Here is a 15,212-nt window from a genome sequence, read left to right as displayed (position 1 = left end):
TACTCGCAAGACAAGAAGAAACATTTTGTTAACAACTGGATGTGGCGGTATCAGTTTTTGGTACTCGAGTTGCCGTTGCACGAGCTTGCCAGAAATCGATTTGCTTTAGTAATATTGATCAACTAGTTGTTTATCTTTCCATTCAAATATCTTTTATTGCTCCTCACAAAAGCGATAAAATGGTTTCTTTTCTTTTTGCTAAACAACTCCTATGACCGACGCTGATATTGAGCTACAACACCTTTGGTTAGAAGTCCAAACCGAACGCTGGCAAAATCTGCCACGCTTTTTATTCAGTTACTACTGCTACAAGCACAACCTTGTCAGTAAAACCAACAAAGTTTGCTGGGAGACGGCACGTGCAAACCTGCCCGCTTCAACATCAATAAAAGAACGAAAAAACGCGGTGGTTGAACCGTTAGTCTCTGAGGAAACCGTCGTTGGGTTATTGAAAGCCATCAGCAAAGATGGGGAAATGACGTTTGACGTGATGGGAACCACACTTAATACGTTTTTGCACTATGTTGTGATTAGCAAGGAAGAAAAAGCGCAACTTAAATCAAACATGCCAGCTAGTTGGTATCAGCAATCGAACAAGTCGCCTTTGGCACGTTTCGAGCAAGCTGGCATTAAGCTACAAGAGTGATATGTCAGTCATCGCTGACGACAAACACAAAAGAAAAGCGCCTACAATGAGGCGCATTTGATCAAAAATTGAGGTGCCCCTAAACAAAAGTGCAAAGTGACCAACAAAGCAAAAGTTTGGTTATTCTTGAATGCCTCGAATGCGTACATTACGTCTACGTAAAACTTCTAATGTCACGAGCAAACACACCGACATAAAAATCAACAACGTAGCGACCGCCAATATGGTCGGACTAATTTGCTCTCGAATTCCTGACCACATCTGCCTCGGAACGGTTTTTTGTTCTGCCCCAGTCAGGAATAACGCCACCACAACCTCGTCGAACGATGTGCCAAAGGCAAACAAGCCGCCAGAAATCATCCCCGGACGAATCAGCGGAAAGGTAATGTGTCTGAAAGTATAAACAGGGTTTGCTCCTAAGCTAGCCGCCGCTTTTACCAGGCTATGATCAAAGCCGCTTAAGGTCGCAGTAACGGTAATGACAACAAAAGGCGTACCTAACGCGGCGTGTGCCAAAATGACGCCTAGATAAGTTTGTGATAAGCCAAGGCGTGTGTAGAAAAAGTACATCGCAGCAGCAGAGATAATGACTGGTACGATCATAGGTGAGATCAACAGCGCCATAATCGTATTGCGAAAAGGCAAATTACTACTGGCTAAACCCAACGCCGCCAGAGTTCCTAGCCCTGTTGCAACGAGTGTCGCCATAAAAGCAATGAACGTGCTGTTTTTCAGCGCCAACAGCCACTGATCACTAGTAAACATTTCTTGATACCAGCGAGTAGAATACGCTGCCGAATCAAGGTTTAGCATCCCCTCGGTAAAAGTAAAGTAAGGCGTTGCATTAAACGATAACGGGATGATGGTCAGAATTGGAGCGATTAAAAAGAACAGCACCAACCCACAAAAAACTAAGTAACCTGCGTAAGCGACTCGCTCTACTTTTGATGCATAGTTTGGTAATGCCATGGTTATCCCCCTACCTTAAGGTTGTTAATGCCAACCACACGGTTGAACATATAAAACAGAACCAGTACAACGAACAAAAGCAGTCCACCCAATGCGCCAGCCATCCCCCAGTTCAGTGATGTCTGCATATGATAGGCAATCATATTGGATATCATCTGTCCGCTTCTTCCACCAACCAAAGCGGGCGTAATGTAGAAACCAATAGAAAGAATGAAAGTGAGCAAGGCCCCCGCACCTATCCCAGGTAACGTAAGCGGCATATAAACTTTCATGAACGCAATGAAAGGCGTCGCGCCTAGAGAACGAGCAGCACGGAAATAAGTTGGGCTAATTCCTTTCATTACGCTATACAGAGGCAGGATCATAAACGGCAACAGAATGTGAACCATAGACACCACCGTTCCGAAGGTATTGTGAATCATCTGAATTCGCTCGGAAGTAAAACCCGACCAAATAAGGAGATCATTAATGACCCCTTGGTTTTGCAGCAGAACAATCCAAGACGTGGTTCTGACTAATAATGACGTCCAAAATGGCAGCAGCACAATGATTAAAAGTAAGTTTGCGCGCTTATCAGGTAGATTGGCAAGCAGGTAAGCAACGGGGTACGCCATCACCAAACAAATTAAGGTGATTGAAATAGACATCCAAAAAGTTTTAAAGAAAAGGTCGACGTATATTTGGCGTTTTTCTGGTTGGGGCTCAATGTCTCCAAACTCATTCACTTGCAAGTCTAGCGCAGCAAGATAATGACTGAATGTTAATGCGCCACTAAGATTCTTAAACGCCGCCCAATATTTAGGATTAGTCCATCGCTTATCAAGCTTGGCCAACTGTGTCACCGAGCTCGGCAGCGACGCCAAACGAGACAACTTTCTACCTGTTTTCATCAATAAGCTGCGCATACCAGACACTTCAATATTCATTCGGCTGGCTATTTTCGGTAGCTCTTTGCTTTGATAAAGCGCAAGTACTTCAACAGAGAATGCCTCAATGACTTCTTGATGAGGCTGACCTTGATAATCCCAACTTTCTAAGGCTTGAATAGTTTGTGGTAGTGACTGGGATATTTCTCGGTTATCCACGCTTCGATAAAGCATATCGAGAATAGGAAAAGCAAACGTAAGCAGAATAAAACACACCAATGGCGTTGTGAGCATAATGGAGCGAAGCTTTTTTCGGCGCTCTGCCTTTTGCAACTGCGCTTTCAGATTGGTTTCTTGCTGATGAACTTGGCGTTCGATCTCCAATACAGAATCTAATGCGGTTAGCTCTCGACTCATGCTGCTACCTCGCTACTTTGAGTTTGTGTCCCATCAAGAGCATGGCAATCCTCACTTTGCCAACCAATACGACAAATTGAGCCAGGCGTTAACTGCAAGTGTTTACGATTATCGTTAGGTACTTTAACGATGAAGTGACCAACGCTCTCTACTTCGACGACCAGACGATAATGATCACCGTGATAAATCAATTCTCGTAGAACGCCCGAGACTTGGTTCTCACAAGACGCTTTCTCTGGTTGAATAACAATCTTTTCTGGCCGAATGGAAAGTGTTGTTCTCTGTCCTTGCTCAGATACTCTGACAGGTTTCGCAGTAAATAACGCTTTCCCAACGAGCACTTGGCAATACTTTCCGTTCCACTCTTTGACTAAACCTAAGAGTTGGTTGTTTTCTCCGATAAACTGCGCAACAAACGTATTACTCGGAGATTCATAAAGCTCGGTTGGTGTCGCGAGTTGTTGCACTTCGCCGTGATTAAAAACCGCAATACGGTCGGACATAGTGAGAGCTTCGTCTTGATCGTGCGTCACATACAAAATGGTGATACCAAGCTTTTCATGCAAATGTTTAATCTCCATCTGCATTTGCTCACGCAGCTGCTTATCTAATGCGCCTAGCGGCTCATCCATCAACACGAGTTTAGGCTCAAACACTAATGCTCGCGCTAACGCAACACGCTGTTGTTGACCACCTGATAACTGCTTTGGGTATCGAGTCGCAACATGCTCAAGCTCGACCATTTCTAATACACTCTGAACTTTGCTTTGAATCGTGTCACTGTCGAGTTTTCGCACCTTTAAAGGAAACGCAAGATTCTCAGCAATGGTCATATGTGGAAACAACGCATAGTTTTGAAACACCATACCAATATCGCGCTTGTGCGGCGCGAGATGATTGACAGGAACGCCATCGATATAAATGTCTCCACCGGTCGCAGTTTCAAAGCCTGCTAGCATCATCAAGCAAGTGGTCTTGCCCGATCCTGACGGCCCCAACATAGTAACAAACTCTCCAGGAGCAATATCTAAGTTGAAGTCTTTCACCACCAAATTCGTGCCATCGTAGGTTTTCTTAACGTGTTGAAAGCTGACATAGTCCTTGTTTTCCGTGCTCATGACTTCCCTCTTCTCATTTTTTGAATATTACGAATGAGTAGAGCGTCAGTTAACGCTCTACTAAACAGCACAATTACAGATTGTATTTGGATAGGTCTAAGCGGGTTTCTAACGCATGTTCAACCATTTGAATGACTTGTTGACGCTCTTCACCTTGTAAGAGTTGGCGTGGCGCACGAACTTGTTCAGAGCCACGTCCGCAGACTTGCTCGGCCAATTTTATGCACTGAACCAGCGTAGGAATGGTGTCTAAACGCAGTAGGGGTAAGAACCAACGGTAGATCTCTAACGCTTCAGCATAACGACCTTGGCTTGCCAGTTTATAAATCGCGACGGACTCTTCTGGGAATGCGTTGGTTAAACCAGAAATCCAGCCGGTCGCACCTAGCATCAATGATTCAAGAGCGATGTCATCAACACCACTGAACACGGTAAAGCGGTCATCAAATTTATTGTAAAGCTCGGTGATACGACGAGTATCAGTGGTCGACTCTTTGATAGCTACAATACTTTCAAACTCAGCCAGTTTCGCCATGATATCGAGGTTTACATCGACACCATAAGCAACCGGGTTGTTGTAAATCATGATTGGCATTTCTGGCGTTGCTTCTGCTAGCGTGCGGTAATATTCGAACGTTTCGCTCTCAGACGTGCGGTAAACCATGGCAGGCATCACCATACAACCATCGATACCAATTTTGTACGCATCCTGCATGTAATCAACAGCTGCTGTGGTAATAGACTCTGCTGTACCAGCAATCAAAGGCACACGGCCATTTACGACTTCTTTTGCCGCTTGCAAGACCTGGCGTTTCTCCTCCGGGTACAACGCGCAGTTCTCACCGACAGTACCCAAGCAGATAATGCCATTCACACCATCTTTAATCTGGTTGTCTATAACAGTTTGCGTTGCGTCTAAGTCGATTGACTGATCTTGACGAAATTGCGTACTGACCGCCGGATAAACACCTTTCCAATCAATTTTCATGAACTACTTTCCTTATGTGTATATTGTATGCAATTTAAATAAACGAGCAAAAATGCTCAGGCATGGCTATCTATGCCATTTTCTAACAACACCGCCTTTACAGCGGCCAAATCAGCCAAAGCGCTGCCAACTGATTTGTATAAAGTAATGACCTCATCGTTTTGACGTCCTGAGATTTGTTGGGCACAAAGCTGCGGTAATTCCCCTTTGATATCGTCTGACGTGAACACGCCCTCTTGAATTGGAATGAGAAGATCGCCCGCTTCGGCTAATACATTAATGCGGCTATCGACATACACCTGCGCTCGTTGCACTGCTTTAGAGTCGCATTCACGCTTGTCCAAGTCATGATTACCGACCAAATCAATATGGGTGCCCGGCTGCACGTCTGCGCCATCAAACAAAGGCTCTGCTGATGCGGTAATACAGCTGATGATGTCAACGTGTTTGATAACGTGGTCCACATTTTCTACAACTGAAACGCGAAACCGACGCTCATCAGGAAGCGACTGATACTCTGAAGATGACACAATGGCATCTACCGTCGCCTCGGCTTTGTCTGAGTTACGCCCCCAAATATAAACCTGCTTAAGTGGGCGAACCGCAGCGTATGCCCACGCAAAATAAGGCGCAAGATTGCCCGTTCCGCAGATCAACAGACGATCAGCATCGGGACGCGCTAAATAGTCCGCTGCCAACGCAGAAGCTGCGGCGGTGCGCCAAAACGTTAAAACTTTACCGTCCACGAGTGCGAGCGGCTCACCATCGTTTCGTCTGAAAACAAGCAGCTTAGATGCAAGCGTATCTTTGCCGTGCTCAGGGTTATGCGGGAAATACGTAAAGGCTTTCACCGCAATCAACTCCTGGTTCCAAGCTGGAAGTAGCGCAAACGCCTCGTATTCTCCCTCTTCTAAAGGCATGACTCGGCGTTGAGGTATTGTCGCTGGCCGCGAGTACATTTCACGCATCGTTTCAATAAGAGACTTCATTGTTAAACATTGCGCGACTTGCTGTGCTTCGATGACTTTCATCATTTCTCCGAAAACATAAATACAGTTGAGGAAAAGTATGGAACCTCGCTTATGGATGAAAACTCGGCCCCACACATAAATTAACGCCTAGTTAAGCAGCCAGGTATTGAACTCTTCATTTAGTTCATCCGCGTAGTCTGACCACCATTCATCGTTAATCAGGAAGGCGGTTTGGAAGTTTTGAGGTGCGGTAGGAAGGTTCGCTAAAATGTCTGGGTTCACCTCCGCCGAAGACGATTTACGCGTAGGCCCATAGGCAACGTACTTAGCTTGATCAGCTAATGGTTTTGTTCCTGAAGAAAAAGCGATGAAGTCCAATGCAAGCTTTGTGTTCTCACTACCTTTAGGTATTGCCCATCCATTCATGTAACCCATTTGACGGTCCCATATAATCCGAAATGGTTGACCTTCATCTTTACGGGCATTGTGAATTCGGCCGTTAAACGCCGAGGCGATCACCACTTCTTTGTCTGCAAGCATTTGAGGTGGTTGGGCACCGGTTGTCCACCACAGTACTTCTGATTTGATCGTATCCAACTTAGCAAAAGCACGCTCGCGCCCCGCTTCGGTTTCGAGCAGGCTGTAGACCTCTTCTGGCTTTACACCATCAGCCAATAGTGCCCACTCAAGATTGCCCTGAGGTTGTTTTTGCAATGCACGTCGACCTGGAAAAGTTTTTAGGTCAAAGAGATCGGTCAACTTGCTAGGCAAAGCCTTACCTTTAAACGCGTCTTCGTTCACCGCTAATACTGTGGACACAACGATGGTATTGATTGCGCACTCGTGAATCGCACCATCAATGAAATCCTCTTGTGCTGGTGTTCCATCTGCGCCCGGAGGCAAAATACTTGGGCTCACTGGTTCTAATAGCCCTTCTGCACAACCACGAACAATGTCCGGCTTGTCGAGAGAAACCAAATCCCAGCGCACGTTGTTCGCTTCCACCTGCGCTTTAATTTCGGCTAATCCGCCGCTGAAATCCTTGGATACGATCTCTACACCTGTTTTTTTAATGAAAGGCTTGTGATATGCCTCCACTTGGCTCTTGGTGAATGCACCACCCCAAGATACGACCGTCAATTTGTCTTTAGCATAAGCAGAGGTCCCCAACAGCATTCCTGAAATCAACAGCGCCAATGGTGCTTTGGTCATTCGTGACATGTTTTACTCCTTTTGGTTGTTTTTCTGGAGGCATCCGAATACGGCTGTTGGACACCATTTTTGTTAAAATTAAGTTAACACTAGCATTTAATATATTTTATACAATATTTAATGTTAAATTTTTTCAGGCAAATCGTTGTAGTGAAAAAGGTGAAAGATCAATCGATGTCGGCTTTCCTTCGATAAGCTCTAAAAGGAGATCTGCCGTAATCGCCGCTTGAGTTAATCCAAGGTGTTGGTGGCCAAATGCCAGTAATACATTTCCATCCCAAATGCTATCAATAACCGGTAACGAGTCGACAGTTGAAGGCCGATTCCCCATCCACTTTTCTCCTTGCCTGAGTGGATGTAACCCCGATTCAAACATCTCATCACCTAACTGAAAAAGCATTTCTGAACGTTTCATATTGGGTGGTGATTCTACATCGGCATACTCAACAGTGCCTGCCAAGCGTAGCCCACCAGACATCGGAGTCATGATGAATTTTCTATCGGCAGAGCTAATAGGAAATGGCAGTACATCACGCTTGTCATCCACCATTAGGTGATAACCACGCTCGGCTTGAATAGGCACTTTGACTCCGGTTAGTTGCCGTATCAAAGGCTTAGAATGTACACCAGCGGCAACAATGATTCGGTCAAATGAATGTGTTTGAGACTCAACCAGCACATCGCCATTTTTCGCCAACGCAGATACACCTTTTTGTAAAACCTTACCGCCAAGCTCTTCAAAGGCTTCACTTAGCTCAGCACAGAGCTGATAAGGGTCTAGCGTATGACCGGTTTCGGGAAAAAAGACTCCGATACGAACCTTATGGCTGAGATCAGGTATCCGCTCTCGAATCTCCTCTTGTGTCCAAACTTGATGCGTCACACCGTTTTTAGCCAGTGAGTTAAGCGTGCTTTGATAATTCTGAAACAGTTTCTCGTTTTCAAAAGTGAGCAATGAACCATTCATTTTTATTAGATGCGCTTTTCCGATTGAATCAAGCACGCCACGCCAACTTGCCACTGACCGCTCGTTAAGACTCTTAATCGCGTTTTTTGCCCGCTCCGCGGCTGATGGCTTTGTTTGTAATAGAAAACGAATCATCCACCCGATTGTATTTGGAATATCTTGCCAACGGATCGAAACCGGACTTTTGGAATCTAGCAGCATTTTAGGTAATTGTGGAAGCAGCGCTGGCGTTGCAAGAGGGAAGATTTGCTCAGTCGCGATATGACCTGCATTTCCCTTAGAGCATCCATTCCCCACGCCATTGGGATCAAAAATCGTGACTTGATAACCTTGCTGCTGCAACTTCAATCCAATTGATACGCCAATAATGCCCGCACCTATCACGGCGATCCTTTCCTTTTTGGTTTCATCCTTGATCAACATAAATATGCTCCGAGTCACACTTGAAAACGTAGATTGTATACAATATATTTTACATTACGTTAACATCACTATTGTTTAATTCAACCATTTTTTCAGCAAGGAGCGAAAAATGAGACAAGGAACTTTTTTCTGTATTGACGCCCACACCTGCGGCAATCCAGTTAGGCTGGTCGCAGGCGGTGTGCCTCCACTCGAAGGCAATACCATGAGCGAAAAGCGCCAATACTTTCTTGAGCATTATGATTGGATTCGTCAGGCACTCATGTTTGAGCCTCGCGGACACTCAATGATGTCGGGGTCAGTTGTCTTGCCTCCTTGCAGCGATAACGCAGACGCTTCAATTCTGTTTATTGAAACCAGTGGCTGCTTACCAATGTGTGGCCACGGCACCATTGGAACCGTCACCACCGCTATCGAGAATCGCCTTATCACTCCCAAAAAAGAAGGTCGTTTGATACTTGATGTCCCAGCAGGACAAATCGAAGTGCACTACCAAACAAAAGGTGACAAGGTCACGTCGGTAAAGATATTTAACGTACCAGCTTACCTCGCCCACCAAGACGTAACCGTGGACATAGAGGGCTTAGGTGAGCTCACCGTCGATGTTGCTTATGGCGGAAACTATTACGTAATCGTCGACCCTCAAGAAAACTACGCCGGACTTGAACACTACTCTCCAGATGAAATTTTGATGTTTTCTCCAAAAGTTCGCGAAGCGGTATCTCAAGCGGTTGAGTGCGTACATCCAGAAGATCCAACAGTGTGCGGTGTTTCTCACGTGCTATGGACCGGAGAGCCCACTCAAGAAAACGCCACCGCTCGAAATGCTGTGTTTTACGGCGACAAAGCGTTGGATCGCTCGCCATGTGGTACGGGCACTAGTGCACGCATGGCACAATGGCATGCAAGAGGCAAACTCAATCAAGGAGAAGACTTTGTTCACGAAAGTATCATCGGCAGCCTATTTCAAGGACGTATAGAATGCATTACCGAAGTGAATGGCAAAGCCGCTATTTTGCCAAGCATTGAAGGATGGGCACAAGTATACGGTCACAACACGATATGGGTAGACGATGAAGACCCATATGCGTACGGATTTGAAGTGAAGTAATAAGGATAGTAAGGAAGAATGATGAACCCACAAGAACCAACCACTTTTTACGCAGTCAACGCCTTTACTGGTGAGCCTCTACCCACAGCGTTTCCGGTACATGGAGAGCAAGAAGTTAATCAAGCCGCCTCAGCCGCCCAAAGCGTTGCGCGTGAGTTTCGCCAACTAAGCAATGCAAAGCGAGCGAGCTTACTTTGCTCTATCGCCTCTGAATTGGAAGTGAAGAGTGAAGAAATCGTTGCTCGTGCTCATTTGGAAACTGCCCTTCCCGAAGCACGTTTAAGCGGTGAAATAGGACGTACAGCGAGCCAATTAAGACTATTTGCCGAGGTTGTGAGCTCGGGTAATCACCATCAAGCAATTTTCGATACGCCAAACCCAGACCGTCAACCACTGCCGAAGCCAGATATTCGTCGTCAGCAAATCGCGATTGGCCCTGTCGCCGTGTTTGGTGCGTCTAATTTTCCGCTCGCATTTTCCACTGCAGGTGGTGATACGGCTTCGGCACTGGCAGCTGGCTGTCCTGTGATTGTAAAAGGCCATACCGCCCACCCTGGCACCAGTCAACTTGTTGCTGAGTGTATTGAGGCTGCACTTGAGAAAGAGTGCTTACCGCAAGCCATCTTCACGCTATTGCAAGGTAACAAACGTGCACTTGGCCAAGCACTCGTTACCCATCCAAAAATTAAAGGGGTTGGGTTTACAGGTTCAGTCGGTGGTGGCCGTGCGCTGTTCAATCTAGCCCAGCAAAGACCAGAGCCAATCCCCTTCTATGGCGAACTAGGGGCGATTAATCCAACATTTATTCTCCCTTCAGCCATACGGGCAAACGCATCATTGGCTGAAGAATTTGTGGCTTCTATGACTTTGGGCTGTGGACAATTTTGTACAAAACCAGGCGTTGTATTTGTCTTGAATTGCCCAGAAACGCAAGCCTTTATCGAAACCGCTCAAGGGTTAATTCGACAACAATCAACGGCCACTTTGCTAACGCAAGGAATCCGAGAAACATATGAATCCGAAGTGGATAAGCGAACTTCCGAAACAGGCATTAACGTCACTCGTTCTGAACAAGCAGAAGCGACCAATGTCTCACCAGCACTGTTCGTGACGGACAGTAAAAACTGGCGTAAAAACCCGCAATGGGAGGAAGAAATATTCGGCCCTCAATCGTTAATCGTAACCTGTGAAGATTTCGAAGACATGTTGAAACTGAGTGATTCGCTGGCAGGTTCCCTCACCGCAACCCTTCACGCCACCGCTGAAGACGAAGAACAAGCGAAGCAACTGCTTCCAAGTTTGGAAGAAATCGCCGGACGCCTTGTATTCAACGGTTGGCCAACTGGCGTCGAGGTTGGTTACGCTATGGTTCATGGTGGACCATATCCTGCTTCAACCAATTCTGCCTCAACATCTGTCGGAGCGGAGGCTATTCATCGTTGGTTGCGTCCCGTAGCTTATCAAGCTTTGCCAGAATCTTTATTGCCGGATTCATTAAAAGCGTCGAACCCACTGGGTATTCAACGCGCCATAGATGGCAGAGTCTCCCAATAAGATCACCAAATGGCTCAAAAAGGCATCAACTGATGCCTTTTATTTCACTCTACTTCTCAAAACCTTCTTTCCTAGTTGGTTTGTGCCAGAAAAACAATAAACTACTAAAGTAAAATGGATTGGATACAATATTAATTTCACGGGAGACTTCAATGTCACAGAAACCTGTTTTTAAAACGCGCACTCAGCTCGTTGAGGAAGCAATTCGAACTCAGATCTTGAAGGGCGAGTTAAAAACTGGTCAACCTTTACGTCAAGATGCGTTAGCAAAAGAGTTTAATGTTAGCCGAATTCCTGTGCGTGAAGCGTTAGTTCAATTGGAAGCACAAGGACTCGTTAGCTTTGAACCTCACAAAGGTGCGACGGTCACCGAGCTATCTCCAGAGAAAATCAATGAGCTATTTGAACTGCGCGCTGTCGTGGAGTGCCACATTTTAGAGCGTGCGATTCAGAACATGACGGACGCTGACCTTGAACGCGCGCGAGAAGTTCGCGAACGTTTCGAGTCTGTAGTGAACAGTGGCGACGAAGTAGAAGAATGGAGCAACTACAACTACGAATTCCATAAAGCCCTATATGCGCCAGCTAACATGCCTGAAACTATGGACGTCATTTACAACCTGAACACAAAGTGTGACCGATACATACGCATGCAGCTATTGTTTACAACAGGCATTAAAAAGGCAGAAGAAGAGCACTTAAGCTTGTTTGAAATGTGCCAGAATCGCGATATAGAAGGCGCCAAGTACCTGCTGAAAAAACACATTCTAGAAGCAGGCACAGCGATTCGAAACCTGCTGCTTGAAAGGCAAAATATCAGCCAGTAAACGGAATAACGAATAAGGTGATATTCAAGGATGAATGTTGGACCAAAGTTTTTACTCGCAGCGCTACGACAAAAGATTAAAGAAGAAGGGCTTTGCTATAATTCCTTGTCAGAGAAAAGTGGCATCCCTTTATCTAGTATTAAACGCCACCTACATAATCCTGCTTTAGGTTTGGATAAAGTACTTGTTTATCTGAACTACCTGAATACCGATCTCATCGAACTCGCAACCTTAGCCAACGAGCTTCAGCACCAAAACGAGCAAATGCTAACAGATGAAGAGAGTGCCCTTTTCGTTGAGCATCCTTATTTACTTGATTTTATTTATATGCTGACTTCTCGTGATATTAAACCGCAAGAGATAGCCCATACTTACGGACTTTCTGATACAAGCTTACGATTCTATTTGCGTATCGCGGAAATTCTAGGATATGTCGAAAACTTCGGAGACGGCTTGTTTTACCGTTCTGGTCGTCGATTTATTATGGAAGAAGGTACCGCATTGGACACCTTATTCAAAGAGCGATTTCAACAAGAGTCGCTTTCTCATAACATCAACCCAGGTGTGTGTGTGGGTCGCATTAGGCTCACCGAAGAGCAAAAAGTGCAAATAGAGGACGAGCTTTGTAATAAATTAGCGAAACTTAACGCAGTTAACACTTCCAACAACGAAGGTGAACTAACAAATATATTAATGCGCTGCACTCCTGGCGCTCAGATATTTTTCGCAGATGACTTGCCGGATATTGATGGAAGCCTGTTAAAGCACGTCGCCCAATTGACTAAAATAAATTAAAACATCAGATTAAAAATTTACCCCAAACCTAGAACGCATCATTTATTCCTACCAAATCTCTAATAAGTAGAGTTTCCCGTCCCGAAACTTACTTTCTATTTAGCAAACAACAATTAGTCGACTAAGAGAACCCTCCATTTCATCTTTGTTTTTTCCTTATTATTACGCTGAAACTACTAAGGAACTTAAGGAATAACTAATGGATTTATAAGAATAAAAGATAAACATTTTTACGTTATTTACCTCACACTCTTTAAATATAAATTTGCAGACGAACGAATTAAATTAATACATTCACTTAGCTAATAAAAACAAAAGCAAAACAGATAATTATAATTCTATTATTTATAAGGACATAGAAAAGTGAAATTTAAGTATTCTTTAGCAACGGCAGTCACTCTCGCATTATTACAAGGTTGTGGCGGTGGCGGCGGTGATGGTTCATCTACTCCGTCAACTAGCAGCGCAACCGGACCAACATGGAAAGCCGGTGATTTTAGCCAACCATCAAACTCGTTTGTCAACCAATGTGAAACCCCACGAGTGGGTCGAGACCCATATAACAATTATGCCGCCTATCCAGATGAATTAGGTTCTGCTTTACACGAAAAACTCTTTTTAAGAGCTTTTACTAACGAAACTTACCTTTGGTATGACGAAGTTCCTGATAATAATCCAGCAAACTACAAAACCGTGACGGATTACTTCAACACATTGATCACCTCTGCTACTACCACGACTGGTAAACCGAAAGATCGCTTCCACTTTACCGTCCCTTACGAAGATGATATGAAGTCATCGCAATCTGGTTTAGTCGCTGGGTTTGGTTTTAACTGGGCATTCCTACGTGGCGTACAACCTAGAGACGTTCGTATCTCCTATACTGAAGAAGCCTCTCCAGCTGATAGAAGCGGCATTGCTCGTGGTGATAAGCTTCTGAAAATCAATAATATTGATGTGGTTAACACCGGTAGTCAGTCCGACATTGATTTTATTAATAGAACGCTGTTTAACCCTGACATCAATCAAGATTACACCTTCACATTTGAGAGTGTTGACGGCCTAGAGAAAACCGTGACGCTTACCGCCTCTGATGTCATGACTTCTCCAGTTAAAAATGCCAAAGTGATCGCACACAATGGTATGCAGATCGGCTATCTACAATACAACTCATTTGAACCAAGCGCTCAAGCCCCACTTATTGAGGCGTTCAGTACGCTCTCGGCAGAGAATGTTGACGAGATCGTCGTTGATTTACGTTACAACGGCGGTGGCTTAGTACTTCAGTCCTCGCAAGTAGGCTACATGCTAAGCGGTGCAGGTCAGAACCGAGTCTTCAGTGAGTTGATTCACAACGACAAAGTGATGCGTACCATTAAAGATGGGGATAACATCTATCGCTTTACGAATCTAGCAATAGACTGGGCAGCACAAAAGTATTCGGACCAAATGCTGCCGACACTGAACAAAAAGCGCGTATATGTGCTGACTTCAGGAGGCACGGCTTCCTCAAGTGAACTGTTGATCAACGCTTTGCGCGGCATTGATGTTGAGGTTATCCAAATAGGCTCAGCAACCACAGGTAAACCGTATGGGTTCTCAGCAGAACAAAACTGCGGCACTATGTACTACACTATTCAGTTCAAGTCCGCGAACGAGAAAAAATTTGGCGACTTCTCTGATGGTTTTATTCCTACTCCAAAGAGCCAAATCAATACCGAGCTAGGCTTAAACAATAGAGTGGAAGGTTGCTGGGTCAATGATGACCTAACAAAACCATTAGGCGATCCGTCTGAAGGTATGCTTTCTGCGGCACTAAACTACATGGAAACAGGAACCTGTCCGCCAGTCTCCTCTTCAAGTTTCAACGCCATGCCGCGTAACATTTCATCTCCGGAGTTAAGCGATCTTCGCTCTCCGCTACGAACAGAGGCAATTCATGTTGAGATCAACTAACTTTTTACGAATGCTGATTCGGGTTGCGCTTTTCTTAGGCACTTCGATTTCTTTGATAGGATGCCAAGCTATGTCACAAGAACCCGTTGAAGCATTGAGTAAAAAGAACTCTCCGGAAACAGTCATAGAGATTCAAAACGCGATCGCAGAAATCCAAGGGACACCAGCACCTAGAATCGCAAATAACGTATTTGAATCTTCACCGCATTTGTTGATTGAAAAAGGACGAGTAAAAGGGAAAAACAATCAACTGTTGGATGGCAGCTATACGGATCTTCCAGACCAATATACGTTGCAGATAAGAGGTGAAACCTGCGGCTTGTACTACGCCAAAACAGATACCTTTGTCACTCTCAGTTCACTAGATTGTGAGCCCATCATTAAGTTTTAGA

14 protein-coding genes are annotated in these 15,212 nt (G+C 45.0%); 7 read left to right on the top strand and 7 right to left on the bottom strand.

Annotation, left to right across the window (positions count from 1 at the left end; all coding sequences use genetic code 11):
* Positions 1-211 precede the first annotated feature (211 nt).
* On the top strand, positions 212-646 hold the full coding sequence (locus NL645_RS08170) for a hypothetical protein (protein ID WP_048626303.1): 435 nt from the start codon (positions 212-214) through the stop codon (positions 644-646).
* A gap of 120 nt (positions 647-766) precedes the next feature.
* On the opposite strand, the gene NL645_RS08165 is transcribed toward NL645_RS08170, so the two are convergent.
* The 7 genes from NL645_RS08165 to NL645_RS08135 form a co-directional block, all read right to left on the bottom strand.
* Complete coding sequence (locus tag NL645_RS08165) at positions 767-1,615, bottom strand: ABC transporter permease (protein ID WP_005393492.1); 849 nt, start codon at positions 1,613-1,615, stop codon at positions 767-769.
* A gap of 2 nt (positions 1,616-1,617) precedes the next feature.
* A complete protein-coding gene (locus tag NL645_RS08160) occupies positions 1,618-2,898 on the bottom strand; it encodes an ABC transporter permease (RefSeq protein ID WP_182034936.1) in 1,281 nt (426 codons plus the stop codon).
* A complete protein-coding gene (locus tag NL645_RS08155) occupies positions 2,895-4,016 on the bottom strand; it encodes an ABC transporter ATP-binding protein (RefSeq protein ID WP_253651538.1) in 1,122 nt (373 codons plus the stop codon). Before NL645_RS08155 ends, NL645_RS08160 begins: the two co-directional genes overlap by 4 nt.
* 73 nt (positions 4,017-4,089) lie before the next feature.
* On the bottom strand, positions 4,090-5,004 hold the full coding sequence (locus NL645_RS08150; protein ID WP_005377851.1) for a dihydrodipicolinate synthase family protein: 915 nt from the start codon (positions 5,002-5,004) through the stop codon (positions 4,090-4,092).
* Between the two features lie 56 nt (positions 5,005-5,060).
* Positions 5,061-6,035: an ornithine cyclodeaminase family protein gene (locus tag NL645_RS08145; RefSeq protein ID WP_253651579.1), complete on the bottom strand. Its 975-nt coding sequence runs from the start codon at positions 6,033-6,035 to the stop codon at positions 5,061-5,063.
* 87 nt (positions 6,036-6,122) lie between these two features.
* A complete protein-coding gene (locus tag NL645_RS08140) occupies positions 6,123-7,196 on the bottom strand; it encodes a polyamine ABC transporter substrate-binding protein (protein WP_253651537.1) in 1,074 nt (357 codons plus the stop codon).
* Positions 7,197-7,320: 124 nt separating this feature from the next.
* Entirely contained in the window at positions 7,321-8,577 is a 1,257-nt protein-coding gene (locus NL645_RS08135; protein ID WP_253651536.1) for an FAD-binding oxidoreductase, read from the bottom strand.
* 109 nt (positions 8,578-8,686) lie between these two features.
* On the opposite strand from NL645_RS08135, the gene NL645_RS08130 reads away from it, so the two are divergent.
* The 6 genes from NL645_RS08130 to NL645_RS08105 all read left to right on the top strand — a co-directional run bounded on the left by NL645_RS08130 (position 8,687) and on the right by NL645_RS08105 (position 15,211).
* Positions 8,687-9,688 carry a 4-hydroxyproline epimerase gene (locus tag NL645_RS08130; protein ID WP_253651535.1) on the top strand — a complete coding sequence of 334 codons (1,002 nt, stop codon included), beginning with the start codon at positions 8,687-8,689 and terminating at the stop codon, positions 9,686-9,688.
* A gap of 21 nt (positions 9,689-9,709) precedes the next feature.
* The gene (locus NL645_RS08125; protein WP_253651578.1) at positions 9,710-11,242 is read left to right on the top strand and encodes an aldehyde dehydrogenase (NADP(+)); all 1,533 of its coding nucleotides are present in this window, start codon (positions 9,710-9,712) and stop codon (positions 11,240-11,242) included.
* A gap of 152 nt (positions 11,243-11,394) precedes the next feature.
* Complete coding sequence (locus tag NL645_RS08120; protein WP_005377862.1) at positions 11,395-12,069, top strand: GntR family transcriptional regulator; 675 nt, start codon at positions 11,395-11,397, stop codon at positions 12,067-12,069.
* A 30-nt stretch (positions 12,070-12,099) separates the two neighbouring features.
* Positions 12,100-12,864 (top strand): transcriptional regulator, encoded by a 765-nt coding sequence (locus tag NL645_RS08115; RefSeq protein ID WP_139060185.1) that lies wholly within the window; start codon positions 12,100-12,102, stop codon positions 12,862-12,864.
* A 363-nt stretch (positions 12,865-13,227) separates the two neighbouring features.
* Complete coding sequence (locus NL645_RS08110) at positions 13,228-14,820, top strand: S41 family peptidase (protein WP_253651534.1); 1,593 nt, start codon at positions 13,228-13,230, stop codon at positions 14,818-14,820.
* A 70-nt stretch (positions 14,821-14,890) separates the two neighbouring features.
* The gene (locus NL645_RS08105; RefSeq protein ID WP_052764190.1) at positions 14,891-15,211 is read left to right on the top strand and encodes a hypothetical protein; all 321 of its coding nucleotides are present in this window, start codon (positions 14,891-14,893) and stop codon (positions 15,209-15,211) included.
* Position 15,212: the final 1 nt, after the last annotated feature.

This window comes from Vibrio sp. Y51_MX_L26 (assembly GCF_024181935.1).
Classification (GTDB): domain Bacteria; phylum Pseudomonadota; class Gammaproteobacteria; order Enterobacterales; family Vibrionaceae; genus Vibrio; species Vibrio diabolicus.
This window is presented reverse-complemented; position numbering and strand designations above follow the sequence as displayed.

Excerpts from the sequence above, each read along its gene's own strand:
- NL645_RS08170 (WP_048626303.1), top strand. The coding sequence starts at position 212 with ATGACCGACGCTGATATTGAGCTACAACACCTTTGGTTAGAAGTCCAA.
- NL645_RS08165 (WP_005393492.1), bottom strand. The coding sequence starts at position 1,615 with ATGGCATTACCAAACTATGCATCAAAAGTAGAGCGAGTCGCTTACGCA.
- NL645_RS08160 (WP_182034936.1), bottom strand. The coding sequence starts at position 2,898 with ATGAGTCGAGAGCTAACCGCATTAGATTCTGTATTGGAGATCGAACGC.
- NL645_RS08155 (WP_253651538.1), bottom strand. The coding sequence starts at position 4,016 with ATGAGCACGGAAAACAAGGACTATGTCAGCTTTCAACACGTTAAGAAA.
- NL645_RS08150 (WP_005377851.1), bottom strand. The coding sequence starts at position 5,004 with ATGAAAATTGATTGGAAAGGTGTTTATCCGGCGGTCAGTACGCAATTT.
- NL645_RS08145 (WP_253651579.1), bottom strand. The coding sequence starts at position 6,035 with ATGAAAGTCATCGAAGCACAGCAAGTCGCGCAATGTTTAACAATGAAG.
- NL645_RS08140 (WP_253651537.1), bottom strand. The coding sequence starts at position 7,196 with ATGTCACGAATGACCAAAGCACCATTGGCGCTGTTGATTTCAGGAATG.
- NL645_RS08135 (WP_253651536.1), bottom strand. The coding sequence starts at position 8,577 with ATGTTGATCAAGGATGAAACCAAAAAGGAAAGGATCGCCGTGATAGGT.
- NL645_RS08130 (WP_253651535.1), top strand. The coding sequence starts at position 8,687 with ATGAGACAAGGAACTTTTTTCTGTATTGACGCCCACACCTGCGGCAAT.
- NL645_RS08125 (WP_253651578.1), top strand. The coding sequence starts at position 9,710 with ATGAACCCACAAGAACCAACCACTTTTTACGCAGTCAACGCCTTTACT.
- NL645_RS08120 (WP_005377862.1), top strand. The coding sequence starts at position 11,395 with ATGTCACAGAAACCTGTTTTTAAAACGCGCACTCAGCTCGTTGAGGAA.
- NL645_RS08115 (WP_139060185.1), top strand. The coding sequence starts at position 12,100 with ATGAATGTTGGACCAAAGTTTTTACTCGCAGCGCTACGACAAAAGATT.
- NL645_RS08105 (WP_052764190.1), top strand. The coding sequence starts at position 14,891 with ATGTCACAAGAACCCGTTGAAGCATTGAGTAAAAAGAACTCTCCGGAA.